We start from the raw sequence: 23,879 nt of genomic DNA, 5'->3' as shown, positions 1-23,879 counted from the left end.
GCATCCTGTGGGTGGTTCAACGGCAACCGCCGATGAGGCTGCAATGCAGGTTGAAACGCTCGCCGCTGGAACTGGAGACTCGATTGCGTGTGGTCCAGCCGATGCGTTGGCTATAACCGACCCAGGCTTCACCATCACTGGCCAGTCCGCTGAAAAAGGTCAGGCCGCCATAACGGCTGTTGGTTTGCGCCCAGAGGCGTTTGCTCGCCGCTTCATAGCCGCGCAGGTAGAAAGTGCTGCCTTCGGTGCGCACGCTGTAGTAGTTGCCCTTGCTGTCCTGGCAGGCGAGCAGGGTGGCGCTGCGTGTGCACAAAGCCAGGTCACTGCGAGGCATGGCGGGGAGTTGCAGGGGCAATGCGAGCAATAGCATGGCGACGATGCCAGGTAGTTTCATGACGCTCTCCAGTCGACCGTTCGGCAACACGGCTTGGCGAAATTGTATTGTTATAATATAACATTATGCAATGCATCGCTTCGAATGCGCCTGCCCGATGAGGTCCGTCATGCCCAACCGTCTTCCTGTCACCGTGCTGTCCGGCTTCCTTGGCGCCGGCAAGAGCACGCTGCTCAACCATGTGCTGCGCAACCGCGACGACCTGCGTGTCGCGGTGATCGTCAACGACATGAGCGAAATCAACATCGACGCCAGCGAGGTGCAGCGCAACGTCAGCCTTAACCGCGCCGAAGAGAAACTGGTGGAGATGAGCAACGGTTGCATCTGCTGCACCTTGCGTGAAGACCTGCTGGAAGAAGTGGCCCGCTTGGCCGGTGAAGGTCGCTTCGACTACCTGCTGATCGAGTCGACCGGCATCTCCGAGCCGCTGCCGGTGGCCGAAACCTTCACCTTCCGTGACGAGCAGGGCCGTAGCCTGAGCGACATGGCGCGGCTGGACACCATGGTCACGGTGGTTGATGGCCTCAATTTCCTGCGCGACTACCAGGCCGCCGACAGCCTCGCCAGCCGCGGGGAAACCTTGGGTGAGGAAGACGAACGTTCGATCAGCGACCTGTTGATCGAACAGGTCGAGTTCGCCGATGTGCTGCTGCTGAGCAAGATCGACCTGATCAGCCAGGCCGAGCGCGAGGAGTTGCTTGCCATTTTGCGCAGCCTCAATGCCCGGGCGCAGATCGTGCCGATGGTGATGGGCCAGGTGGCGTTGTCACGGATCCTCGACACCGGGCTGTTCGACTTCGACCAGGCGGCCCAGGCGCCAGGCTGGTTGCAGGAACTGCGCGGCGAGCATGTGCCCGAAACCGAGGAGTACGGCATCGCCGCGACCACCTGGCAGGCACGCCGGCCGTTCCATCCGCAGCGTTTCTTCGACTTTATCCACAGACCGTGGAGCAATGGGCGGTTGCTGCGTTCCAAGGGCTTCTTCTGGCTGGCCAGCAAGTTCCAGGAGGCCGGCAGTTGGTCCCAGGCCGGCGGCATGATGCGCCATGGTCTGGCCGGGCGCTGGTGGCGGTTCGTGCCACGCGAACAATGGCCGCAGGATGAAGAGAATACCGCGGCGATCCTCAAGCAGTGGACGGTGGAATCCGGCGATTGCCGGCAGGAACTGGTGTTCATTGGGCAGAACATCGATTTTGCGCAGTTATCCACAGAGCTGGAGGCTTGCCTGCTGACCGATGAAGAAATGGAACTGGGGCCGATGGGCTGGCTGCGCCTGGCGGACCCGTTCGGTGCCTGGCATGAGGAAGCGGCGGCATGAGCCTTGTGGACCGCCGTCAGGTGTTCGCGGATTCGCCGCGGGTACTGACCGAGATCCTCGCCGATGACGTCAATCTGGCCACTTGGCAGCGCCGCCTGCCGGCCCAGGTGGAGGACTTTGCCGGGCTGCTGCTGAGCCAGGGCCAGTTGCTGGCCGATGAGCGGGTGGTCGAGGTGAACGAACAGCAGGTGCCGGTTTTGCCGGGGCTGCTCAAGGAGGCCTCGGACCTGCATGGCTATGAGGGGTTCGTCGCCGATGTGGTGTGGCTGGTCGAGGCCTTTACCTGCTTGCTCGGGGCGCGTCGTATCGGTTTGCGTTTGCGGGTGCTGGAGGGCGCCATGTGCCCGCGTTTTCACGTGGATCATGTGCCGTTGCGGTTGTTGAGCACATACGCCGGGGCCGGCAGCGAGTGGCTGGAGGAGGGGCGGTTGGATCGGTCGCGGTTGCAGTTCGAGCCGCCGCCTGTGGATAACATTCAGCGGCTGGTAGCGGGAGAGGTGGCGCTGCTCAAAGGGGAGCGTTGGCTGGGCAATGAGGGTGGTGGGCTTATCCACCGTTCGCCACCGACGCCTGCGGGTGAGCGGCGCTTGTTGTTAAGCCTGGATTGGCTGGCGTGAGTGCCATCGTGGGACCAGCCACCCTGGCACAGGTTAGACTGACGCAATCTTCTTCGCCGATAGCCAATCATGCTGCGTAACATCCCCACCCATGTGATCGCCGGCCCCCTGGGCGCTGGCAAGACCAGCCTGGTCCATCACCTGCTCGACCAGCGCCCGGCGAACGAGCGCTGGGCAGTGCTGGTAAACGAGTTCGGTCAGATCGGCCTGGACGCCGCCTTGCTCAGTCGTGACGACGCCGGTATCGCCATTGGCGAGGTAGCCGGCGGTTGCCTGTGCTGCGTCAATGGCGCGCCATTTCAGGTCGGCCTGGCCCGCCTGCTGCGCCAGGCTCGCCCCGATCGGTTGTTGATAGAGCCATCCGGCCTTGGCCATCCGCTACAACTGTTGGAACAACTGGGCCAGGCGCCATGGACCGGGGTACTGGCGGTACAGCCGCTACTGATGGTGCTGGATGGCGCGGCGCTGGCGCGTGGGGAGGTTTTGCCGCCTGCCCAGCAACAGGCGCTGGAGCGGGCGGGGCTGCTGGTTATCAACAAGGCGGATGCTGTGGATGAGCCCACACGCTTGTTGATAACTGCCCAGTTGCCCGAGGTGCCGGCCATCTGGGCCGAGTTTGGTGCGCTTTCCCTCGAGGAGTTGCCAGCATCGCTGGCGCAAGCTTCGGTAGCGCCGGCCACTTTGCCTGTGGACAACGGCACGGCGCCGTTACCTGCCTTGTGGGCAGACCCTCGCCAGCCGATCCGCCAGGACCAGCAAGGTGATGGCGGCTGGAGCATCGGCTGGCGCTGGCACCCCAGTCAGCGCTTCGATGAGACGGTATTGGGCCGGGTCCTTGAACAATGGCCGTGGCGCCGGGCCAAAGGGGTTATCCACAGCGCGGCTGGGTGGATGTCGTTCAACGGCCTGGAGAGGGGCGCACTGGACTGGCGTGCGAGCGAATGGTGCAACGACTCGCGGATCGAGCTGATCTTCGCCCGGCCGCAACCGTTGCAGGCCCTGCACGCTGCGATCGAGGCCTGTCGCCTGGACCACTGATCAGTTGCGCCAGCGGTTATGCTCCTGGCGCCACTGCTGCATCTCGATGACATTGTCGGTGCGAGGCGGGGTCTTGATCTCGAAGGGGTAGGGCGCCAGTTCGATCTGCATGGTGTGGGCACCGAACTGGGTGACGGTGCCGGGGTGGCGCTGTTCGCCGGTGACGGTGAACTCGAAGTTGTAAATGCGCGCCAGGCGCTTGCGGCCATTGGCGTCACGGACCAGGCCGATGCGCTTGAGCGCCACGGCGTCGTCGAGTAGTTCCAGGTCGAGCTTGGCGCAATGCTGCTTGACCCGCGCCAGGGCCTTTTCGCGAAGCCCGTGGTTGTGCCACAGCCAGGCGCCTGCGGTCGCCACCAGCATCAGGACGAAAAGGTTTTCCAGGGTCAGCATTTGCGTAAGCTCCAGACAGGTCGATCCAGCTTAACTGCGTCTCTGGCCTGTCGTACAGATGGCAATCGGGTTCATACTGCGGGCCGCACACTTATTCACACAGTTTCGGAATTGTCCTGCATGAAACGTACGCCGCACTTGCTCGCCATTCAGTCCCATGTGGTCTTCGGACACGCTGGCAACAGCGCTGCGGTATTTCCCATGCAGCGGGTCGGGGTCAATGTCTGGCCGCTCAATACCGTGCAGTTCTCCAACCACACTCAGTATGGACAGTGGTCGGGGGAAGTGCTTGCCCCGGCGCAAATTCCAGCGTTGGTGGAAGGCATTTCCAACATTGGCGAGCTGGGCCACTGCGACGCGGTGCTGTCGGGTTACCTGGGCAGCGCCGAGCAAGGCCGGGCGATCCTCGCCGGTGTCGAGCGTATCAAGGCGGTGAACCCCAAGGCCCTGTACCTGTGCGATCCGGTCATGGGGCATGCCGAGAAAGGCTGCATCGTGCCGGCCGAGGTCAGTGAGTTCCTGCTCGAGCAGGCCGTGGCCAAGGCCGATATCCTGTGCCCCAACCAGCTCGAGCTGGACAGTTTCTGTGGCCGTCGCGCGCAGTCGCTGGAGGATTGCGTGGGCATGGCGCGCGGGTTGTTGGAGCGTGGGCCGCAGGTTGTGCTGGTCAAGCACCTGAATTATCCACAGCGCGCGGACGATGCCTTCGAGATGCTCCTGGTGACCCGCGAAGCCAGCTGGCATCTGCGTCGGCCACTGTTGGCGTTCCCGCGTCAGCCGGTAGGGGTGGGCGACCTGACGTCAGGGTTGTTCCTCGCCCGGGTGCTGCTTGGCGACAACTGGCTGCAAGCCTTCGAGTTCACCGCCGCTGCCGTGCATGAGGTGTTGCTGGAAACCCAGGCCTGCGCCAGCTATGAACTACAGCTGGTGCGGGCCCAGGATCGCATCGCCCACCCACGGGTACGCTTCGAGGCGCAGCGCCTGAACTTCTAGATCGAATCGGTCTTGAGGTTCTGGTAGCGCTGTTCCAGCTCCTGGCGGATCTGCCGGCGCTGCTGGCCTTGGAGGAAGCGGCGCTTCTCTTCGCTGCTCTGCGGTTGGCGCGGCGGCACTTTCACCGGACGGCGATCGTCGTCCACCGCGACCATGGTGAAGAAGCAGCTGTTGGAGTGGCGTACCGAGCGCTCGCGAATGTTCTCGGTGACCACCTTGATGCCCACTTCCATCGAAGTGTTGCCGGTGTAGTTGACCGATGCCAGGAAGGTGACCAGTTCACCGACATGCACTGGCTCGCGGAAGATCACCTGGTCCACCGACAGGGTCACCACATAGGTGCCGGCATAGCGGCTGGCGCAAGCATAGGCGACCTCGTCGAGGTACTTGAGCAGGGTGCCGCCGTGTACGTTGCCAGAGAAGTTGGCCATGTCCGGTGTCATCAGGACGGTCATGGTCAGCTGGGCGTTTCCAGGTTCCATAGAGAGCTCACGGTGAATTTGCGCTGAATCGGGGCGGGTATCTGCAGACACTTCTGTTCCCCTTTTTGAGGTTTCCCATCCTGGTACGGGACGTCGGCTGACGCTCCATCGTCACGCTGATTTTGCCATCGGCGGTGTCGGATCTGCCGATCTGTTTCTGCATATTGCATCGGCATTTTGCGGCAAGGCGCGATGTTAACCTGACGGGGCCCACGCAATGTGGGCTTTATGCGTCTATCACATCAGTATGTGCCTGCTCCGCGCCCTGGGCTTTTCCAGGGGAGGAGCGGTTCGCCCCCTGCACCCTACAAGGAGTATCACGCCATGCATGCCATCAGCTTCATCCAGGATCTGGCGGTGATCATGCTGGTCGCCGGGGTGGTCACCATTCTCTTCCACCGGCTCAAGCAGCCGGTGGTGCTGGGCTACATCGTCGCTGGCTTCATCATCGGCCCGCATACGCCGCCATTCGGCTTGATCCACGATGAAGACACCATCAAGACCCTTGCCGAACTGGGGGTGATCTTCCTGATGTTCTGCCTGGGCCTGGAATTCAGCCTGCGCAAGTTGTTCAAGGTTGGCGCCACGGCATTCATCGCCGCCTTCCTGGAAATCGTCCTGATGATCTGGATCGGTTTCGAGATCGGCCGCTGGTTCGGCTGGAACACCATGGACTCGCTGTTCCTCGGCGCGATCCTGGCGATCTCCTCGACCACCATCATCGTCAAGGCGCTCAACGACCTGAAGATGAAGAACGAGCGCTTCGCCCAACTGATCTTCGGTGTGCTGATCGTCGAGGACATCCTCGGTATCGGCATCATCGCCCTGTTGTCGGGCATAGCGGTCAGCGGCACGGTGAGTTCCGGCGAGGTGTTCTCGACGGTGGGCAAGCTGTCGCTGTTCATGATCGTCGCGCTGGTCGTTGGCATCCTGTTGGTACCGCGGCTGCTGGCCTACGTGGCCAAGTTCGAAAGCAACGAGATGCTGCTGATCACCGTGCTGGGGCTGTGCTTCGGTTTCTGCCTGCTGGTGGTCAAGCTGGAGTACAGCATGGTGCTGGGCGCCTTCCTGATTGGCGCGATCATGGCTGAGTCGCGCCAGTTGCTGAAGATCGAGCGCCTGATCGAACCGGTTCGCGACCTGTTCAGCGCAATTTTCTTCGTTGCCATCGGCCTGATGATCGACCCTTCGATCCTGCTCGAATACGCCTGGCCAATCGTGGTGATCACCCTGGCGGTGGTGCTGGGCAAGATGCTCTCGTGTGGGCTGGGCGCGTTCATTGCCGGCAACGACGGACGCACGTCGCTGCGGGTGGGCATGGGCCTTTCGCAGATCGGTGAGTTCTCTTTCATCATTGCCGCCTTGGGCATGACCTTGCAGGTCACCAGTGACTTCCTCTATCCGGTGGCAGTCGCGGTGTCGGCCATCACTACCTTGCTCACGCCTTACCTGATCCGCGCCGCCGACCCGTTGTCGCTGAGGCTTGGCAAGGTGGTGCCCAGCCGCCTGGCGCGGGTGCTGTCGCTGTATGGCGAGTGGCTGCGCAGCATTCAGCCCCAGGGCGAAGGGGCCATGCTGGCGGCGATGATCCGGCGCATTTTGCTGCAGGTGGGGGTCAACCTGGCGCTGGTCATCGCGATCTTCTTCAGTGGCGGTTACTTCGCCGGGCGGATCGGCGCCTGGCTCAGCGAGTGGGTCGTTGATGCCGGTCAGCAGAAGGCGCTGATCTGGGGCGCGGCGTTGCTGCTGTCGCTGCCGTTCCTGATTGCCGCATATCGCAAGCTCAAGGCGCTGTCGATGCTGTTGGCAGAGATGGGGGTCAAGCCGGAGATGGCCGGGCGGCACACCCAGCGGGTCCGGCGGGTGATTGCCGAGGTGATTCCGCTGTTGTCGCTACTGGTGATCTTCCTGCTGCTGTCGGCCTTGTCAGCGAGCATCCTGCCGACCAGCGAGCTGTTGCTGGTCATCGCGGTGGTGGCGGCGGTGGTGGTGGCGTTGCTGTGGCGCTGGCTGATTCGCGTGCATACACGCATGCAGGTGGCCTTGCTGGAAACCCTGGAAAACAACCGCGAGCCGCACTGAGCGGTAATCGCTTTCTGCGCGAGTTTTCACCGTCGTCCGAGGGGATGGAGCGGTAGCGATGTCGCCAGGCGCAGAAAGCCTGGCGATAGTAGGCGCTTTAATGGCTATAAGCCATTATTTTTCCTGTGTTTATTCTGTTCATGACATGCCATTACACAGGGGCGCAAGGATCAGCTCTCCAGCCAGACATCCCGCGCCCAATGCCACACCGATTCCCAGCTTTCCTCGGTGACGATCTCCTCTGCGCCAGACCACAGCACCACGGTGCCGTCCTCTTCGACGCAGTAGAAATCGTCTCCGTCCTGGCAGATCGGAATGAGGTCGCGGGGCACGCCGGCGTCCCAGGCATTGGCTGCGACCTCCGGCAGGTAGGTATGGGATTGCGGGTCGGTCACGGTCACCGGCTCGAGGCTGCCGTATACCACGTCACTGACGGTCAGCAGGTATTCCTTGAACACGAAGGGGATGTTGATGAACAGCTGTTCCTCGATCTCCACCAGTTGATCTTCGTCCGGCAGTTCCAGCGGCACCGGTACCGGCTCGTTGGCTTCACGGAGTTGTTCGATCACTTCTTCCACGGTTCACATCCTCTGACCTTATGACAACGCTGCGCGTTATACCCTAGTAGGCCGCTCTGGCAAAAGCAAAAACCCCGGGACAGGCCCGGGGTTTTTTCTGCAACGTGCGACGGTTAACCGTTTTGACGGATACCGGCCAGCAGCCAAGGCTGGTTTTCGCCATGGGCGCGAACCATGTGCCAGCTTTCGCTGAAGGCTTCGCCCTGGTCGAAACGCGAGGTCTTCGACACGCCACGGAAGGTCAGGGTAGCGTCGGTTTGGTCGGTGCGCTCGTCGACGCCGTCCAGTTGCACATCGAGGTCGTCGATGTAGGTGGACTGGAAGCCTTCACCCTGTTCAGCGCGCTCGCGCTTGAGGAAGTCGAGCATCTGCGGGGTGACGAACTCGGCGATCTTGTCCATTTCGTTGGCGTCCCAGTGCTGCTGCAGCGACTGGAAGTGCGAACGGGCGGCCGCCAGGAAGCTGGCTTCGTTGAACCAGGCCGGGGCGTTGATCGCCGGGGCGGCGGCCGGAGCGGCGGAACCACCGAAGATCGACTGCGGGGCGGCCTGCGGCTGGGCTTCGCGCTGGTACGGAGCGTGGCCGGCGGCAGCGTGTTGCGGCTGCTGTTGGCGACGGCGCGCGGCGATGAAGCGGAACACCAGGAAGGCGATCAGGCCCATGATCAGGAAGTCGAGGATCTGCATGCCCTGGAAGCCGTCGCCCATGAACATGGAGGCCAGCAGGCCGCCAGCGGCGAGGCCGGCCAGCGGGCCCAGCCAGCGCGAAGCGCCACTGGCGGCTGCCGGTGCGCGGCCTGGAGCGGTAGGTGCGGCGGCAGGCGTGGTCGGGGTGGCCTGGCGGGTCTGGTGGATAGGCGCGGAGCCCGAGCTCTTGCCACCACCGAAGCGCTTGGCGTTGGCGTCGAGGCTCAGCGTCAGGCCGACGCAGAGCGCCAGAGCGATGCTAAGAAAACGTTGCATAAGATGGGGATTCCCGTTTGTGTGGATTGCACGCGCGTCATGGTGCACATGAACTGACAGACATAGCCAGCGACAAGATGTTTCGAGCTTTTGCCTGATTGGCCGGAAGTGCGTGTTACCTGTAGGAGCGGCCTTGTGTCGCGAAAGGGCCGCAAAGCCGCTCCTACAGAGGTATGCCGTTCAGTTCGGTCATATGGCTTCCAGCTTGGCGTAACCGAGCATCAGCCACTTGCTACCTTCGGAGAAATTCACCTGCACCCGGGCCTGGGCGCCGGACCCCTCGAAGTTGAGGATCACCCCCTCGCCGAATACCGCATGCTGCACCCGTTGGCCCAGATTGAATGCGGTCTGCGGGATGTTGGCATTGGCGAACAGGCTGCTGGCGGGTGTCTTGGCGCCGCCGAACGGGCGGCTGACAGTGTTCGACAGGCGCACTTCCTGCACCAGCCCGGCCGGAATCTCGCGGACGAAACGCGACACCTTGTTGTAGGTCTCGCTGCCATACAGGCGACGGGTCTCGGCGTAGGTCATCACCAGCTGACGCATGGCCCGGGTGATGCCGACATAGGCCAGGCGGCGCTCCTCTTCGAGGCGCCCGGGTTCTTCCAGGCTCATCTTGTGCGGGAACAGGCCTTCCTCCATGCCCACCAGGAACACGTAGGGGAACTCCAGGCCCTTGGCGCTGTGCAGGGTCATCAGCTGGATGCTGTCCTCGTGCTCGTCGGCCTGGGTGTCGCCGGCCTCCAGCGATGCGTGGCCGAGGAAGGCCGACAGCGGCGACAGGTCGGCGTCTTCGTCGCTGGTTTCGAAGTTGCGCGCGGCGCTGACCAGTTCCTCAAGGTTTTCCACCCGGGCCTGGCCTTTCTCGCCCTTTTCTTCCTGGTGATAGATGATCAGCCCGGATTGCTCGATGACGGTCTGGGTCATCAGGTGCAGCGGCATGTCCAGGACCTTGGCCGCGAGGTTCTCGAGCAGTTCGATGAATGCCCCCAGGGCGCTGGCGGCACGGCCCTTGAGGGCCTTGGCGGCAAGCAGCTGGCACATGGCGTCCCACATCGACAGCTGGCTGTGCCGGGCGTGTTCGCGGATCGCCTCGACGGTTTTCTCGCCGATGCCGCGCGGCGGCACGTTGATCACCCGCTCCAGCGCGGCGTCGTTGCCGCGGCCTTCGAGCAGGCGCAGGTAGGCCATGGCGTTCTTGATCTCGGCGCGCTCGAAGAAGCGCTGGCCGCCATAGATGCGGTAGGGCACGCGCTCGCGCAGCAGGGCCTCTTCCAGCACCCGCGACTGGGCGTTGGAGCGGTACAGGATGGCGATCTCGTTGCGCGCGCTGCCCTGCTTGATGATGCTTTCGATGGTCTCGACCACGTAGCGCGCTTCGTCGTGCTCGTTGTACGCGGCGTACAGCGTGAGCGGTTCGCCCTCGCCCATGTCGGTCCACAGTTCCTTGCCCAGGCGCCCGCTGTTGTTGGCGATCAAGGCGTTGGCGGCCTTGAGGATGCCGCCGGTGGAGCGGTAGTTCTGCTCCAGGCGGATCAGCTCGGCGTCGGGGAAGTCGGCGGTGTACTGGTGGATGTTCTCGATCTTGGCGCCGCGCCAGCCGTAGATCGACTGGTCGTCGTCGCCCACCGCCATCAGGCTGTCGCCGCCGCAAGCGAGCAGGCGCAACCAGGCGTATTGCACGGCGTTGGTGTCCTGGAACTCGTCCACCAGGATGTGCCGGAAGCGGCGCTGGTAGTGGTGCAGCAGGTCTGGCTGGTCGCGCCACAGGTCGAGGGCGCGTAGCAGCAGTTCGGAGAAATCGATGACCCCGGCGCGATCACAGGCCTGTTCGTAGGCCACATAGATGTCGCGCATGGTGGCCAGGAACAGGTCGCCGCTGGCCTGGATGTGGCGCGGGCGCAGGCCCTCGTCCTTCTGCCCGTTGATGAACCACTGGACCTGGCGCGCCGGCCACTTTTGCTCGTCCAGGCCCATCTCGCGGATCACCCGCTTGATCAGGCGCTGCTGGTCGTCGCTGTCGAGGATCTGGAAGTTCTGCGCCAGGCCTGCTTCCTGCCAGTGGGCGCGCAGCAAGCGATGCGCCAGGCCGTGGAAGGTACCCACCCACATGCCGGCTGGGTTGATACCCAGCAGTTGCTCGATACGCTGGCGCATTTCCGCCGCGGCCTTGTTGGTGAAGGTCACCGACAGGATCGAATGCGCCGAGGCCTGTTCGACCTGGATCAGCCAGGCGATACGGTGCACCAGCACCCGGGTCTTGCCCGAGCCGGCGCCGGCCAATACCAGTTGGCGCCCCTGCGAGGCGGCTACGGCCTGGCGTTGGGCGTCGTTGAGGGAGTTCAGCAGGAGGGAGAGGTCATCATTGTGCATCCGGGCATTCTATGGCCGCGCGCAGGCAGGGGCAAACGCCGGCGGCGCAAATCGCCACGGGTTCGTCCAACCGTTCATCGGCGCCGCTGGCCAGGGCCCGTGGTTGAGCGGTCGCAGTTAGACGGATGGGACATTTTCGAAATCATGACGCAGAGCAGTTTGGTCCGAGGCGACGCTTGTGTATGCTCGCTGCACATTTGCGGTTTGCCATAACAAGAACACCACAAGAACCCAGGCCATATGACCCAGGATTGCATGGCGATCGGAGCATCGCCGCAGACGACACGGAGCGTTCGCAGGCAATTCGCCACGCAGCTGTCGATCGAGCGTACCCGCCTGCTTTATCAGGGCTCCTTGCTGCCCACGTTGTTCATGCTGCTCAACGGCTTGCTGTGCGCCTGGTTGCTTTGGAGCCCTGGGCGCTACCTGCTGGTGGGCGTGTGGTTGGCCTGGCTGCTGGCGTTGGTGGCGCTGCGGGTGATTCAGGTGGCGGCGTTCGAGCGCGCCACCCCGGTACGTCAGGCCAGGCCGGCTTGGCGACGGATGTTCCTGCTCGGCTCGGCCTTCAGCGGCCTGACCTTGGCCTGCGCGGCGATTGCCCTGGCGCCGGTGGACAACTTCGTGCAGCAGGCCTGGGTGTTCGGCCTGCTCGGCGCGGCGGCGCTGTCGGCCAGCGTCGCCTACGCCGTCAGCCTGCCGGCGTTTCTCAGTTTCGCCCTGCCTTGCCTGTTGCCGCCGGTCGCTTTTCTGTTCGTCTACGACGCCGGCCACCTGCGGGGCTGGGGCTGGCTTGGATTGATCCTGCTGGCGGCGTTCGTGGTGGTGGCCTGGCAGGTCAACCGGTTGATCGAGCGCGGCCTGCTGCGGCGGTTTCAGAACCAGGCGCTGATCGAGCACCTGCAAAGTGCCCAACGGCACGGCGAGGACCTCAATCACCAACTCAGCGCCGAGGTGCGTCAGCGCCGTCAGGCCGAGGACGAACTGCGCCAAGCCCAGGCTGGCCTGGAGCAGCGGGTGGCCCAGCGCAGCCACGAGCTGGACCTGGCCATCCAGGCCCTGAGCAAGAGCGAGCAACGCCTGGCCCTGGCACTGCAAGCCAGCGAGCTGGGCCTGTGGGACTGGAACCTGGAGACCGACGAGGTCCACCACACCCAACTGCACGCGCTGTTCGGCCTGGACGCCGAGCAGGTGCGCACGGTGGCCGCCGACCTCAAGCCGCGCCTGCACCCCGATGACCTGCCGCTGTTGCGCCGGACCCTGGTCGAACACCTCAAGGGCCGCACCGAGGACTATCGCGTCGAGTACCGCGTGCGCCACGCCCAGGGCCACTGGTGCTGGATCGAGGACCGCGGCCGGGCGGTGGAGAGCGACGCCGCGGGCAAGGTCCTGCGCATGCTTGGCACGCGCCGCGACATCACCGCGCAAAAAGAACAGGAAGAGCAGCAACGCCTGGCGGCCACGGTGTTCGAGGCGGCCAGCGAAGGCATCGCCATCCTTGATGCCGAGTTCCAGTTGTTGGCGGTCAACCAGGCGTTCTGCGACGTCACCGGCTATGGCCGCGCCGAACTGATCGCCCGCAACGCCCTGGAGCTGCCTTGCAGCCGCGATGCGCGGCGCCACAGCCAGGCCATCGACCAGGCGCTGGAGCAGCAGGGACGCTGGCAGGGCGAGCTGGTCGAGGCGCGCAAGAACGGCGAGCTGTACCCGCAATGGCTGCAGCTCAACAGCGTGCGTGACGGCCGGGGCAAGATCGTCAATATCGTCGGCTTCTTCACCGACCTGTCGGCGCGCCGTGAGTCGGAAGAGCGGCTGCGCTACCTGGCGCACTACGACGAGCTCACCGGCCTTGCCAACCGCGCGCTGTTCCGCCTGCGCCTGCACGAGGCGGCGCAGCGCATCCGCCTGAACGGCCGGAGCCTGGCGCTGCTGCATGTCGACCTGGACCGCTTCAAGCTGCTCAACGAAAGCCTGGGCCACGAGCTGGCCGACCAGTTGCTGAAGAAGATGGCACAGCGCCTGGCCAATGCGGTACCCGAGGCCGACACCGTGGCGCGGCTGTCCGGCGACGAGTTCGCGGTGTTGTTCGATGGCTACACCAACCTGTCCAGCCTGGTGCGCGTCACCAGCCGTTTGCTGGACAAGCTGCGCGTACCGCAGCGGGTGGGCGGGCACGAGGTCGTGATCAGCGCCTCGGTGGGTATCAGCCTGCTGTCTGACGCCAACTTCGACCTCAATGCGCTGCTCAGCCAGGCCGACATGGCCAAGCAGCACGCCAAGCACCTGGGCGGCGACAGCTTCCAGTTCTACACCGAGAGCCTGCGCGCCAGCACCCTGGAGCGACTGCAACTGGAGAACCAGTTGCGCAAGGCGATCGACGAGGGGCAGTTGCTGGTCTACTACCAGCCCAAGCTGTGCTTGCGCACCGGGCAGTTGCACGCGGCCGAGGCGTTGGTGCGTTGGCAGCACCCTGACTGGGGCATGGTGCCGCCCAGCGAGTTCATCGGCTTGGCCGAGGAAACCGGGCTGATCGCGCCGATGGGTGAGTTCGTCCTGCGCCAGGCTTGCTGGCAGGCTTGCGAATGGTTGCGCCAGGGCATGGAAGTGCGGGTTTCGGTGAATTTGTCGGTGTATCAATTGCGCCAGGGCAAGTTGGTCAGCCTGGTGCGCCAGGTCCTGCAGGAGTCGGGGCTGGCGCCACATCTGCTGGAGCTGGAACTGACCGAAAGCCAGTTGATCGACAGCGTCGAGCACATCATCGTCACTTTCGAGCAGTTACATGCCTTGGGCGTGAAGCTGGCCATCGACGATTTTGGCACCGGTTATTCGTCGTTGAGTTATCTCAAGCGCTTCCCGGTGGACTACGTCAAGATCGATCAGGCGTTCATCCGCGGTCTGCTCGACGGCAGCCAGGACGCGGCCATTACCCGGGCGATCATCGCCATGGCCAAGAGCCTGCAATTGAAGGTCGTGGCCGAGGGCGTGGAAACCCTGGAGCAACTGGCATTCCTGCGCGAGCACGGCTGCGATGAAGTCCAGGGTTACCTGATCAGCAGGCCGGTGGACGCCGCTGCGTTCAAGGCCTTGTTGCAGCAACCACACACTCAATGGAAAGCCTGAGAGGTGGTTGCAACACGTTGATCAGTGGGTTTCGGTGATTTCGGTGATGCTGGTGATCAGCTTGCCATCGTGGAAGATATCCACTTTAGGAATGTTGCCGTGATCGCCCGGCAGTTCAAGGCTGACGGTCTTGTCGGTCACCACTTGAATGAAGAAGCCATCAGCCTTGCTGACGTTAAGGTCCAGCGCCAGGGCCAAGGACTTGTCCTGGCGTGCGCGGACACTCAGTTCGGCATTGATGCCTGGGTGGCCGACGGTGACGGTGCCGGAAACCACAAAGCGGGCGTTGCCTGGCATCTTGTCGTTCTGTGCGGTCCAGTTCTTGGTTTCGATATACATGGCTTTGCTGCCTCGTTTGGTAGGGCGACGTGGAATACGTCGCCTGGGGTGAGGATCAGCGAATCAGGGGTACCCTCGGCAGAGGGAGATCTTTCAGCTATGCCAATGGCTCCCTTGGCGTGCCAACAAGCTGTTGGCCTGCTCCGGGCCATTGCTGCCAGCGGGGTAGGGGCGCGGGGCCTGGAAGTGCTCTTGCCAGCCTTGCAGGATCGGGTCGATCCAGGCCCAGGCGGCCTCGACTTCGTCGCGGCGCATGAATAGCGTCGAATCGCCTTCCAGCACATCCAGCAGGAGGCGTTCGTAGGCCTCCCAACGGCGAGTCTGGGCGAAGGCCTGGGCCAGGTTGAGGTCCAGCTCGACCGGTGCCAGGCGCATGCCCTTGCCCGGGCTCTTGGTCATCATGCGCAGGCTGATGTGCTCGTCCGGCTGCAACTGGATCAGCAACTGGTTGACCTGCCCGCCACTGAACAACTCATGGGGCACGGGCTTGAACTGGATGACGATCTGCGACGAGCGCCGCGCCATGCGCTTGCCGGTGCGCAAGTAGAACGGCACCCCGGCCCAGCGCCAGTTCTCGACGTGCGCCTGCACCGCGACGAAGGTCTCGGTATCGCTGTCGTTGTCCACATCCTTCTCGAAGTAGTAGGCAGGGACTTCCTGGCCGCCAATCTTGCCAGTGGCGTATTGTCCGCGCACGGTCTTGTCCTGTACGTCTTGGCCGGTGATCGGCTTGAGCGCGCGGAGGACCTTCACCTTTTCGTCGCGTACCGCCTCGGCCTCGAACTGCGCCGGCGGCTCCATGGCCACCAGGCACAGCAGCTGCAGCAGGTGGTTCTGCAGCATGTCGCGGGTGGCGCCGGCCCGGTCGTAGTAGGCGCCGCGGTTTTCCACGCCAAGGGTCTCGCACACGCTGATCTGCACATGATCGACCTGGCTGTTGCGCCACACCGGCTCCAGCAGGGCATTGGCGAAGCGCAGGGCCATGAGGTTCTGCACTGTCTCCTTGCCCAGGTAGTGGTCGATGCGGAATACCTGGGACTCGTCGAACACCGCGCCGATCGCCTCATTGATGGCGGTGGCCGATTCCAGCGAATGGCCGATGGGCTTCTCCAGCACGATGCGCGCCTCGCTGTCGGCCAGGCCGGCGATGCGCAGGTGGTTGGCGATGGGGACGAACAGCTTGGGCGCGGTGGCCAGGTAGTAGATACGGGTCAGCCCGCCGGGCTCGCCCAGATAGCGGGCCAGGCGACCGAAGTCGGCGCTTTGCGCGGCATCCATGGGGAAGTAGTCCAGCCGCGCCGAAAAGCGCTGCCAGACATCCTCGTCGAAATCCTGGCGGGCGATCTGTGCCCGGCAATGGCGCTCGGCGAGCTTGACGTAGTCGTTGCGCGGCAGTGGCCGCCGAGCCAGGGCAATGATCCGCACGGCGTTGTGTAGACGGGCCTCGCGATACAGGTGGTAGAGCGCCGGCAGCAGTTTGTGCAGGGCCAGGTCGCCCGTACCGCCGAAAACCAGGATGTCGCAAGGAATAGTCAAACCACCACTCTCCACGTTCGTTTAGCTGGGCGGGTTGGCAAGCATGTAGTATAACTACAAGAAAGCTACATCCCGGCACGCCGATCATAACCGAGTCCAGCCCGTGAATCTGTTGCAACATATCGACCAATCGCGGCACCTGCTGCGCAAATCGGAACTCAAAGTGGCCGACCACGTGCTGCTAGATCCGGCTGCCGTCATGCACAGCTCGATGGCCGACCTGGCGCACAGCGTGGGAATCAGCGAGCCGACCATCGTGCGTTTCTGCCGGGCGATCGGTTGCTCGGGCTTCCAGGACCTCAAGCTCAAGCTGGCGCAGAGCCTGGCCGCCGGGGCCAGTTTCGGCCAGTTCGCCATCCATGAAGACGACTCGGTCGCCGACTACAGCCTGAAGATCTTCGACACCACCCTGCACACGCTGATGGAGGTGCGCGAGCACCTCGATCCACAGGCCTTGCAGCAGGCGGTGACGGCCATGGCCCAGGCCCAGCGTGTGGAGTTCTACGGTTTCGGTGCGTCCGGGGCGGTGGCGGCCGATGCCCAGCACAAGTTCTTCCGTCTGTTGCTCAGCGCCGCGGCCTATTCCGACCCGCACATGCAGGCGATGTCGGCGGTGACCTTGAAACCGGGCGACGTGGCCGTGTGTATCTCGCAGTCGGGGCGTTCGAAGGATCTGCTGATCACCGCCAACCTGGTGCGCGAGAGCGGCGCCAACCTGATCACCCTGTGCCCGAGTCAGACACCGCTGGCCGAACTGTCGACGGTCAACCTGGCCATTGACGTGCACGAAGACACCGAGATCTACACCCCGCTGACCTCGCGCATCGCCCACCTGGTGGTGATCGACGTGCTGGCCATGGGCGTGGCCATGGCCCGCGGGCCGAGCCTGGTCAACCACCTCAAGAGCGTGAAGCGCAGCTTGCGCAGCCTGCGCCTGTCGCCCAAGTCGATCAAGGCCACCGACGACTGACCTGCACGCTGTTCGTGCATGCGACTGGCGTGGGAGCGGGCTTATCCTCAAGCTTCACGGTTTTGTCACCCTTTCACCACCAAACCGTAAACCCCAAGGCCCACCCTGAAACTCCCCGCATCCTTTCTGGGAGACAGGCAATGGCACGTGATCACGACGGTGTGTACCAACCCAACGCCAAGGCTCGCAAGCAGCAGGAAAAGGATCAGCGCCGCATGGAGTTCCGCCGCGCGATCGAATGCTACTGCGACCAGCGCCAGTTGCTGCGCGAGCTGGCCGACTACCCCGACCTGCAGGACCTCACGGTGTGGCAGGTATCGGCGGCAACTTCCCAGAGAAACGCTCAACAAGCCCGCTGATCATTGCACGTTCGCTGCGGATGAACGCTTGAAACGCCAGCGCCACCGGCGATTGCCGCTTGCTCTTGGACTGCACCAGGCACCAGCTGCGGTACAGCGGCAGCTCTTCGACCGGCAGCTCGCGGAGCACGCCGGTGGCCAGTTCCAGGTTCACCGCATGGCGGGTCAGCAGGGCGATGCCCAGCCCGGCCACCACGCATTCGCGCTGTGAATCGGTGGAGGCTACCTCCAGGGTCTGGCTGAAGTGCACGCGTTTGTCCTTGAAGTATTCCTCGCAGGCCTTGCGTGTCCCCGAGCCCTGTTCGCGGACCAGCAAGGTATGAGGCTCGAGATCTTGCAGGCGCAGGCTCGGCAGTTGGCACAGCGGATGCTCCGGCGGCGCCACCGCGATGATCGGGTTGTTGAGGAAGGGCAGGAACTCCAGGCCCATGTCCTGGGGCACCATCGACATGATGATCAGGTCGTCGCGGTTGTCCGACAGCCGTCGGATCGCCTGGGCCCGATTGACCACCGTCAAGGTGAGGTTGACCTCCGGGTGGCGCTGCTTGAAGGCGGCGAACAGGTGTGGCACGAAGTACTTGGCGCTGGATTCGATCGCCAGTTTCAGCTGGCCCTGCAGTGAGCCCTGTAGATCCGACAGCTGCATGTCGAGGTTCTCCAGGCGCCCGAAGATATCCCGGCTGGCGCGTTGCAGCGCCTCGGCGGCTTCGGTCAGGTAGAGCTTCTTGCCGACGTACTCGAACAGCGGCTGGCCCACCAGCTCCTCGAGCTGGCGGATCTGTAGACTAACGGCGGGTTGCGTCAGCGCCATCTCTTCGGCGGCCCGGCTGTAGGAGCGCAGATCACACACCTCGTTGAAGATCTGCAATTGACGCAAAGTCATACGCATCAAGGACTTACGCATTTTTTCCGGGGCTCCGGCAAAACCTTGTTACCGAACTATAAGCCTTTGCTAATACTACCTCTAACAAATATTGATTTTTGTTTATCGACCTTCAGCGCTAGGGTGAATACGCGACTGGCCAGCGACGTCTGGTCACGCGCCGACCGGTAGAACCGGATCGTCTGTTCCTACGGCTTTGGGAAGACTCCAGTGATAAAAAAAATCCTGATCGCCAACCGGGGTGAAATCGCAGTTCGGATCGTGCGTGCCTGCGCCGAAATGGGCATTCGCTCCGTGGCGATCTATTCCGACGCCGACCGTCACGCCTTGCACGTCAAGCGCGCCGACGAGGCCTACAGCATCGGTGCCGAGCCGCTGGCCGGCTACCTGAACCCGCGCAAGCTGGTGAACCTCGCTGTGGAAACCGGCTGTGACGCCCTGCACCCGGGCTATGGTTTCCTGTCGGAAAACGCCGAACTGGCGGAGATCTGCGCTGAACGCGAAATCAAGTTCATAGGCCCGTCCGCCGAGGTCATTCGCCGCATGGGCGACAAGACCGAAGCGCGCCGCACCATGATCCAGGCCGGGGTGCCGGTGACCCCAGGCACCGAAGGCAACGTTGCCGATATCCACGAAGCCCTGCGCGAAGGCGACCGCATCGGTTACCCGGTGATGCTCAAGGCCACCTCCGGCGGCGGCGGGCGCGGCATTCGTCGGTGCAACAGCCGCGAGGAACTGGAACAGAACTTCCCCAGGGTGATTTCCGAGGCCACCAAGGCCTTTGGCTCGGCGGAAGTGTTTCTCGAGAAGTGCATCGTCAACCCCAAGCACATCGAGGCGCAGATCCTCGGTGACAGCTTCGGCAACGTGGTGCACCTGTTCGAGCGCGACTGCTCGATCCAGCGGCGCAACCAGAAACTCATCGAAATCGCCCCAAGCCCACAGCTGACCCCAGAACAGCGCGCCTACATCGGCGACCTGGCGGTGCGCGCGGCCAAGGCGGTGGACTACGAGAACGCCGGTACCGTGGAGTTCCTGCTCGCCGATGGCGAGGTGTATTTCATGGAGATGAACACCCGGGTGCAGGTGGAACACACCATCACCGAGGAAATCACCGGTATCGATATCGTCCGAGAGCAGATTCGTATCGCTTCCGGCCTGCCGCTGTCGATCAAGCAGGAAGACATCCAGCACCGCGGCTACGCCCTGCAGTTTCGCATCAACGCCGAAGACCCGAAGAACAACTTCCTGCCCAGCTTCGGCAAGATCACCCGCTACTACGCCCCGGGCGGCCCGGGCGTGCGCACCGACACGGCCATCTACACCGGCTACACCATCCCGCCGTTCTATGACTCCATGTGCCTGAAACTGGTGGTCTGGGCGTTGACCTGGGAAGAGGCCATGGACCGCGGCCTGCGGGCCCTGGACGACATGCGCGTGCAGGGGGTGAAGACCACCGCCGCGTACTACCAGGAGATCCTGCGCAATCCGGAATTCCGTAGCGGCCAGTTCAACACCAGCTTCGTCGAAAGCCACCCCGAACTGACCAACTACTCGATCAAGCGCAAACCCGAAGAGCTGGCCCTGGCCATCGCCGCCGCCATCGCCGCCCACGCAGGCCTGTGAGGAACCGAATAATGTCCAAGAAAATCTTTGTTACCGACACGATCCTGCGCGACGCCCACCAGTCCTTGCTGGCCACCCGCATGCGCACCGAAGACATGCTGCCGATCTGCGACAAGCTCGACAAGGTCGGCTACTGGTCGCTGGAAGTCTGGGGTGGCGCAACCTTCGACGCCTGCGTGCGCTTCCTCAAGGAAGATCCGTGGGAACGCCTGCGCAAGTTGCGCAACGCGCTGCCCAACACCCGTCTGCAGATGCTCCTGCGTGGGCAGAACCTGCTGGGCTACCGTCATTACAGCGACGATGTGGTCAAGGCCTTCGTCGCCAAGGCCGCGGTCAACGGCATCGACGTGTTCCGCATCTTCGACGCCATGAACGATGTGCGTAACCTGCGCGTGGCCATCGAGGCGGTCAAGGCCGCTGGCAAGCACGCCCAGGGCACCATCGCCTACACCACCAGCCCGGTGCACACCATCGACGCCTTCGTGAAGCAGGCCAAGCAGATGGAAGCCATGGGCTGCGACTCGGTGGCGATCAAGGACATGGCCGGCCTGCTGACCCCGTTCGCCACCGGCGAGCTGGTCAAGGCGCTGAAGGCCGAGCAGTCGCTGCCGGTGTTCATCCACTCCCATGACACCGCCGGCCTGGCCGCCATGTGCCAGCTCAAGGCGGTGGAAAACGGCGCCGACCATATCGACACGGCGATCTCCAGCTTCGCCTGGGGCACCAGCCATCCGGGCACCGAGTCGATGGTCGCCGCGCTCAAGGGCAGCGAGTTCGACACCGGCCTGGACCTGGAGCTGCTCCAGGAGATCGGCCTGTACTTCTACGCCGTGCGCAAGAAGTACCACCAGTTCGAAAGCGAATTCACCGCTGTGGACACCCGCGTGCAAGTCAACCAGGTGCCGGGCGGGATGATTTCCAACCTGGCCAACCAGCTCAAGGAGCAGGGCGCGCTCAACCGCATGAACGAAGTGCTGGCGGAGATCCCGCGGGTGCGCGAAGACCTTGGCTTCCCGCCTTTGGTCACCCCGACCTCGCAAATCGTCGGGACCCAGGCGTTCTTCAACGTGCTGGCCGGCGAGCGCTACAAGACCATCACCAACGAGGTGAAGCTGTACCTGCAGGGCGGCTACGGCAAGGCCCCGGGTGTGGTCAACGAGCAACTGCGGCGTCAGGCCATCGGCAGCGAGGAGGTGATCGACGTGCGCCCGGCCGACCTGCTCAAACCGGAAATGGCCAAGCTGCGCGCCGATATCGGCGCCTTGGCCCAGAACGAAGAGGATGTGCTGACCTTCGCCATGTTCCCGGACATCGGGCGCAAGTTCCTCGAGGAGCGTGCCGCCGGCACCCTGACCCCTGAAGCGTTGCTGCCAATTCCGGAGGCCGGCGGCGTGGCTTCGGTGGGGGGCGAGGGTGTGCCCACCGAGTTCGTCATTGACGTGCACGGTGAGACCTACCGCGTCGACATCACCGGTGTCGGCGTCAAGGCCGAAGGCAAGCGTCACTTCTACCTGTCCATCGACGGCATGCCGGAGGAAGTGGTGTTCGAGCCGCTCAACGAGTTCGTCGGCGGTGGTGGCAGCAAGCGCAAGCAAGCCAGCGCGCCGGGCCATGTCAGTACCAGCATGCCGGGCAACATCGTCGATGTGCTGGTCAAGGAAGGCGATGTGGTCAAGGCCGGCCAGGCTGTGCTGATCACCGAGGCGATGAAGATGGAGACCGAAGTGCAGGCGGCTATCGCCGGCAAGGTGGTGGCTATCCATGTGGCCAAGGGCGACCGGGTGACCCCGGGCGAGATCCTGATCGAGATCGAAGGCTGACCGAAGCCTTCATCTGTAAGCGGTTAACCTCTGGGGAGCTTAGGCTCCCCTTTTTTTGCTGGAGAAGTGGCATGTTCGCCGGCAAGCCGGCTCCTATAACCATGGCACTGCCCTTGTAGGAGCCGGCTTGCCGGCGAACAGATCATCAGCCTTTGCGGCAAGCTTCCAGCGATCGCACCTGACCTTCAGGTTGCTGGTTATCCATACTCAACCAGCGTTCGAACCCTGCGGCTACCGCTGGCCATTCACCGTTGGTAATCGAATACCAGGCCGTGTCGCGGTTGCGCCCCTTCACCACCATGTGATTGCGGAATACCCCTTCGAAGACAAAGCCAAAGCGCTCGGCCGCACGCTTGGAGCGGGCGTTGGCGTCGTTGCACTTCCACTCCAGCCGGCGGTTGCCCAGCGCGAAGCCCAGCTGGCTCAGCAGGTAGACCGCCTCGGTGCCTTTGGGCGTGCGCTGCATGGCCGCGCCGAAGGCGATGTGGCCGATCTCGAAACGGCCCTGCTCGGGCACGATCGACATGTAGCTGAGAATGCCCTGCACCTGGCCGCTGGCAAGGTCGATCACGCTGTAGAACAGCGGGTCGCGGCTGGCGGCGTTGCCGTCGAGCCAACGCTGGAAGCTGGCGCGTTCGGCGAACGGGCCATAGGGCAGGTAGTCCCACAGCAGCGGGTCCGAGCCCGGCCCTTGCAGCACGTCCCATAGATCGTCGCCATGGCGCGCCGGGTCGAGCTTTTCCAGGCGGATGAAACGGCCTTCGAGGGGCTCGGCCTTGGGTGTACCGGCAGGTGTCCAGTTCAATGCATCGCTCATGATCGGCCTACAGTGCCTTGCGAAATTGGATGAAGCCCGGGCGCTCGGCAACCTGCTCGTACAGGCTGATGGCGGTGGCGTTGGTTTCGTGGGTCAGCCAGTGCACTTTGCTGCAGCCGGCGGCCTTTGCCGTGGCGTACACCTGCTCGATCAGTTGGCGGCCGATGCCCAGGCCGCGCTGCGCGTTGTCGACATAGAGGTCCTGCAGGTAACAGGAATGCTCGATGCTCCAGTTGGAACGATGGTAGATGAAGTTGACCATGCCCACCGCCTTGCCATCGACCCAGGCGAGGGTCGAGTGGGTCGGCTCGTTGGGGTCGAGCAGGCGCTGCCAGGTGCTGGCGCTGACGCTGTCGGCCAGTTCGGTCTGATAGAAGCGCAGGTAGGCCTGCCACAGTGGCAGCCAGGCTGAGTGATCGTCGGCGCCGACCGGGCGCAAGGTAACGCGGGTCATGGGGCTTTTCCTTTAGAAATCGCGCATCTGCGCGGCGAGTTGGTTGTCCAGGTAGTCGGTGCTGGCCGCCAGGCCCGCGTGCACGCCAGCGATATCCTCGGCCGAACGGTTCTGGCTGAGTTTGCGCGCGCCTTGCAGACGGGTGATGGGCAGGCGGATGCCGACGATGGCGCGGAGCATGCCGTCGAGGTAGTCCGCAGGGGCGTCGGTGGTTTTCCAGGGGGTGTCGCGCCCCTGCTCGTGGCGATCGGTCAGGCGGCTGACGATCGCCAGCAGCGTTGTGGCGTCGTGGATCACTTCGACCGGGCCGTGGGCGTGAACCGCCGTGTAGTTCCAGGTAGGCACCGTTCTGGGGTTGCCGTGCTTGCTTGGGTAGTAGCCTGGGCTGACATAGGCATCGGCACCGGGAAACACCAGCAGTGCTTCACCGCCCTGCGTCAGGTCCTGCCACTGGCGATTGGCCCGTGCCAGGTGGCCGTAGACGGTGCCGAACTCACCTTCGTCCGGGGCGAGCAGCACCGGCAAGTGGCTGGCCAGCAGGCCCTGTTCGCCGTGGCTGACCAGCATGGCCAGCCGGGTCTGCTGCATGTGCAGGTGCAGCCGGCAGAGGTCGTGTTCCTGGTGCGCTTTGCTGTTGTACATGGGATGGGTCCTTGTCGAATGACCTCATGCTAGGCAGGCTATTGGTTCTGTGTAAGAGCCATTCACGGTAGTTTTCATAGGTCCAA

The 23,879-nt window shown here is 63.6% G+C and carries 22 protein-coding genes; 10 read left to right on the top strand and 12 right to left on the bottom strand.

All coding sequences use genetic code 11. The annotated features are described in order from the left end of the window. Positions 1-16 precede the first annotated feature (16 nt). On the bottom strand, positions 17-394 hold the full coding sequence (locus ACODS5_RS00350; protein ID WP_134689133.1) for a glutamine synthetase: 378 nt from the start codon (positions 392-394) through the stop codon (positions 17-19). 109 nt (positions 395-503) lie between these two features. Between ACODS5_RS00350 and zigA the strand changes: the two genes are divergently transcribed. From zigA to ACODS5_RS00335, 3 genes are all read left to right on the top strand, one after another. Continuing rightward, positions 504-1,712 carry a zinc metallochaperone GTPase ZigA gene (gene zigA, locus ACODS5_RS00345; protein ID WP_134689134.1) on the top strand — a complete coding sequence of 403 codons (1,209 nt, stop codon included), beginning with the start codon at positions 504-506 and terminating at the stop codon, positions 1,710-1,712. Continuing rightward, a complete protein-coding gene (locus ACODS5_RS00340) occupies positions 1,709-2,329 on the top strand; it encodes a DUF1826 domain-containing protein (RefSeq protein ID WP_134689135.1) in 621 nt (206 codons plus the stop codon). The genes zigA and ACODS5_RS00340 overlap by 4 nt, the downstream gene beginning before the upstream one ends. A gap of 69 nt (positions 2,330-2,398) precedes the next feature. After that, positions 2,399-3,367 carry a CobW family GTP-binding protein gene (locus tag ACODS5_RS00335; RefSeq protein WP_489107640.1) on the top strand — a complete coding sequence of 323 codons (969 nt, stop codon included), beginning with the start codon at positions 2,399-2,401 and terminating at the stop codon, positions 3,365-3,367. Here the strand turns inward: ACODS5_RS00335 and ACODS5_RS00330 are convergent, their stop codons facing one another. Then, positions 3,368-3,760 carry a DUF3301 domain-containing protein gene (locus tag ACODS5_RS00330; protein ID WP_134689137.1) on the bottom strand — a complete coding sequence of 131 codons (393 nt, stop codon included), beginning with the start codon at positions 3,758-3,760 and terminating at the stop codon, positions 3,368-3,370. Between the two features lie 120 nt (positions 3,761-3,880). Here ACODS5_RS00330 and pdxY point away from each other — a divergent pair, with 120 nt between their 5' ends. After that, positions 3,881-4,753: a pyridoxal kinase PdxY gene (gene pdxY / locus ACODS5_RS00325; RefSeq protein ID WP_134689138.1), complete on the top strand. Its 873-nt coding sequence runs from the start codon at positions 3,881-3,883 to the stop codon at positions 4,751-4,753. On the opposite strand, the gene ACODS5_RS00320 is transcribed toward pdxY, so the two are convergent. After that, the gene (locus tag ACODS5_RS00320; protein ID WP_023629682.1) at positions 4,750-5,235 is read right to left on the bottom strand and encodes an acyl-CoA thioesterase; all 486 of its coding nucleotides are present in this window, start codon (positions 5,233-5,235) and stop codon (positions 4,750-4,752) included. The two genes, pdxY and ACODS5_RS00320, sit on opposite strands and share 4 nt — an antisense overlap. Positions 5,236-5,559: 324 nt before the next feature. On the opposite strand from ACODS5_RS00320, the gene ACODS5_RS00315 reads away from it, so the two are divergent. Continuing rightward, positions 5,560-7,317, top strand: a complete 1,758-nt coding sequence (locus tag ACODS5_RS00315; RefSeq protein WP_134689140.1) for a cation:proton antiporter — start codon at positions 5,560-5,562, stop codon at positions 7,315-7,317. A 170-nt stretch (positions 7,318-7,487) separates the two neighbouring features. On the opposite strand, the gene ACODS5_RS00310 is transcribed toward ACODS5_RS00315, so the two are convergent. The 3 genes from ACODS5_RS00310 to uvrD all read right to left on the bottom strand — a co-directional run bounded on the left by ACODS5_RS00310 (position 7,488) and on the right by uvrD (position 11,230). Next, complete coding sequence (locus ACODS5_RS00310; protein ID WP_134689141.1) at positions 7,488-7,895, bottom strand: SMI1/KNR4 family protein; 408 nt, start codon at positions 7,893-7,895, stop codon at positions 7,488-7,490. A 113-nt stretch (positions 7,896-8,008) separates the two neighbouring features. Continuing rightward, a complete protein-coding gene (locus ACODS5_RS00305; protein ID WP_134689142.1) occupies positions 8,009-8,857 on the bottom strand; it encodes a Tim44 domain-containing protein in 849 nt (282 codons plus the stop codon). Between the two features lie 189 nt (positions 8,858-9,046). Next, a complete protein-coding gene (gene uvrD / locus ACODS5_RS00300) occupies positions 9,047-11,230 on the bottom strand; it encodes a DNA helicase II (RefSeq protein ID WP_134689143.1) in 2,184 nt (727 codons plus the stop codon). A gap of 255 nt (positions 11,231-11,485) precedes the next feature. Here uvrD and ACODS5_RS00295 point away from each other — a divergent pair, with 255 nt between their 5' ends. Further along, entirely contained in the window at positions 11,486-14,347 is a 2,862-nt protein-coding gene (locus tag ACODS5_RS00295) for a GGDEF domain-containing phosphodiesterase (protein WP_134689144.1), read from the top strand. 21 nt (positions 14,348-14,368) lie between these two features. On the opposite strand, the gene ACODS5_RS00290 is transcribed toward ACODS5_RS00295, so the two are convergent. Together ACODS5_RS00290 and zwf are read right to left on the bottom strand one after the other, a co-directional pair. Further along, positions 14,369-14,686, bottom strand: a complete 318-nt coding sequence (locus tag ACODS5_RS00290; protein ID WP_489107639.1) for a hypothetical protein — start codon at positions 14,684-14,686, stop codon at positions 14,369-14,371. A 93-nt stretch (positions 14,687-14,779) separates the two neighbouring features. Next, entirely contained in the window at positions 14,780-16,222 is a 1,443-nt protein-coding gene (gene zwf / locus ACODS5_RS00285; RefSeq protein ID WP_134689146.1) for a glucose-6-phosphate dehydrogenase, read from the bottom strand. 103 nt (positions 16,223-16,325) lie between these two features. Here zwf and hexR point away from each other — a divergent pair, with 103 nt between their 5' ends. Continuing rightward, positions 16,326-17,192, top strand: coding sequence for a transcriptional regulator HexR (gene hexR / locus ACODS5_RS00280; protein ID WP_023630201.1), 867 nt, complete (start codon positions 16,326-16,328; stop codon positions 17,190-17,192). 140 nt (positions 17,193-17,332) lie between these two features. Next, a complete protein-coding gene (locus ACODS5_RS00275) occupies positions 17,333-17,551 on the top strand; it encodes a PA3496 family putative envelope integrity protein (protein ID WP_134689147.1) in 219 nt (72 codons plus the stop codon). Here ACODS5_RS00275 and ACODS5_RS00270 read toward each other — a convergent pair. Beyond that, a complete protein-coding gene (locus tag ACODS5_RS00270; protein ID WP_167659419.1) occupies positions 17,493-18,440 on the bottom strand; it encodes a LysR family transcriptional regulator in 948 nt (315 codons plus the stop codon). The two genes, ACODS5_RS00275 and ACODS5_RS00270, sit on opposite strands and share 59 nt — an antisense overlap. A gap of 204 nt (positions 18,441-18,644) precedes the next feature. Between ACODS5_RS00270 and ACODS5_RS00265 the strand changes: the two genes are divergently transcribed. Together ACODS5_RS00265 and oadA are read left to right on the top strand one after the other, a co-directional pair. Next, the gene (locus tag ACODS5_RS00265; protein WP_134689149.1) at positions 18,645-20,060 is read left to right on the top strand and encodes an acetyl-CoA carboxylase biotin carboxylase subunit; all 1,416 of its coding nucleotides are present in this window, start codon (positions 18,645-18,647) and stop codon (positions 20,058-20,060) included. An 11-nt stretch (positions 20,061-20,071) separates the two neighbouring features. Beyond that, positions 20,072-21,880: a sodium-extruding oxaloacetate decarboxylase subunit alpha gene (gene oadA / locus ACODS5_RS00260; RefSeq protein ID WP_134689150.1), complete on the top strand. Its 1,809-nt coding sequence runs from the start codon at positions 20,072-20,074 to the stop codon at positions 21,878-21,880. Positions 21,881-22,025: 145 nt separating this feature from the next. On the opposite strand, the gene ACODS5_RS00255 is transcribed toward oadA, so the two are convergent. From ACODS5_RS00255 to ACODS5_RS00245, 3 genes are read right to left on the bottom strand one after another with little or no spacing between them, the layout of a single operon-like run. Beyond that, positions 22,026-22,697, bottom strand: a complete 672-nt coding sequence (locus ACODS5_RS00255) for a GNAT family N-acetyltransferase (protein WP_134689151.1) — start codon at positions 22,695-22,697, stop codon at positions 22,026-22,028. Between the two features lie 7 nt (positions 22,698-22,704). Continuing rightward, entirely contained in the window at positions 22,705-23,151 is a 447-nt protein-coding gene (locus tag ACODS5_RS00250) for a GNAT family N-acetyltransferase (RefSeq protein ID WP_134689152.1), read from the bottom strand. A gap of 12 nt (positions 23,152-23,163) precedes the next feature. After that, positions 23,164-23,793 (bottom strand): FMN-binding negative transcriptional regulator, encoded by a 630-nt coding sequence (locus ACODS5_RS00245; RefSeq protein WP_489107638.1) that lies wholly within the window; start codon positions 23,791-23,793, stop codon positions 23,164-23,166. Positions 23,794-23,879 lie beyond the last annotated feature (86 nt).

It is taken from the genome of Pseudomonas sp. FG47, assembly GCF_057809115.1.
Note: the sequence above shows the minus strand (reverse complement) of the source record. Positions and strands in the feature narration are given on the sequence as shown.

What these genes read in the sequence shown, in the direction of transcription:
- ACODS5_RS00350 (WP_134689133.1), bottom strand. Translation starts at nt 394, where the DNA reads ATGAAACTACCTGGCATCGTCGCCATGCTATTGCTCGCATTGCCCCTG.
- zigA (WP_134689134.1), top strand. Translation starts at nt 504, where the DNA reads ATGCCCAACCGTCTTCCTGTCACCGTGCTGTCCGGCTTCCTTGGCGCC.
- ACODS5_RS00340 (WP_134689135.1), top strand. Translation starts at nt 1,709, where the DNA reads ATGAGCCTTGTGGACCGCCGTCAGGTGTTCGCGGATTCGCCGCGGGTA.
- ACODS5_RS00335 (WP_489107640.1), top strand. Translation starts at nt 2,399, where the DNA reads ATGCTGCGTAACATCCCCACCCATGTGATCGCCGGCCCCCTGGGCGCT.
- ACODS5_RS00330 (WP_134689137.1), bottom strand. Translation starts at nt 3,760, where the DNA reads ATGCTGACCCTGGAAAACCTTTTCGTCCTGATGCTGGTGGCGACCGCA.
- pdxY (WP_134689138.1), top strand. Translation starts at nt 3,881, where the DNA reads ATGAAACGTACGCCGCACTTGCTCGCCATTCAGTCCCATGTGGTCTTC.
- ACODS5_RS00320 (WP_023629682.1), bottom strand. Translation starts at nt 5,235, where the DNA reads ATGGAACCTGGAAACGCCCAGCTGACCATGACCGTCCTGATGACACCG.
- ACODS5_RS00315 (WP_134689140.1), top strand. Translation starts at nt 5,560, where the DNA reads ATGCATGCCATCAGCTTCATCCAGGATCTGGCGGTGATCATGCTGGTC.
- ACODS5_RS00305 (WP_134689142.1), bottom strand. Translation starts at nt 8,857, where the DNA reads ATGCAACGTTTTCTTAGCATCGCTCTGGCGCTCTGCGTCGGCCTGACG.
- uvrD (WP_134689143.1), bottom strand. Translation starts at nt 11,230, where the DNA reads ATGCACAATGATGACCTCTCCCTCCTGCTGAACTCCCTCAACGACGCC.
- ACODS5_RS00295 (WP_134689144.1), top strand. Translation starts at nt 11,486, where the DNA reads ATGGCGATCGGAGCATCGCCGCAGACGACACGGAGCGTTCGCAGGCAA.
- ACODS5_RS00290 (WP_489107639.1), bottom strand. Translation starts at nt 14,686, where the DNA reads ATGTATATCGAAACCAAGAACTGGACCGCACAGAACGACAAGATGCCA.
- ACODS5_RS00275 (WP_134689147.1), top strand. Translation starts at nt 17,333, where the DNA reads ATGGCACGTGATCACGACGGTGTGTACCAACCCAACGCCAAGGCTCGC.
- ACODS5_RS00270 (WP_167659419.1), bottom strand. Translation starts at nt 18,440, where the DNA reads ATGCGTATGACTTTGCGTCAATTGCAGATCTTCAACGAGGTGTGTGAT.
- oadA (WP_134689150.1), top strand. Translation starts at nt 20,072, where the DNA reads ATGTCCAAGAAAATCTTTGTTACCGACACGATCCTGCGCGACGCCCAC.
- ACODS5_RS00255 (WP_134689151.1), bottom strand. Translation starts at nt 22,697, where the DNA reads ATGAGCGATGCATTGAACTGGACACCTGCCGGTACACCCAAGGCCGAG.
- ACODS5_RS00250 (WP_134689152.1), bottom strand. Translation starts at nt 23,151, where the DNA reads ATGACCCGCGTTACCTTGCGCCCGGTCGGCGCCGACGATCACTCAGCC.
- ACODS5_RS00245 (WP_489107638.1), bottom strand. Translation starts at nt 23,793, where the DNA reads ATGTACAACAGCAAAGCGCACCAGGAACACGACCTCTGCCGGCTGCAC.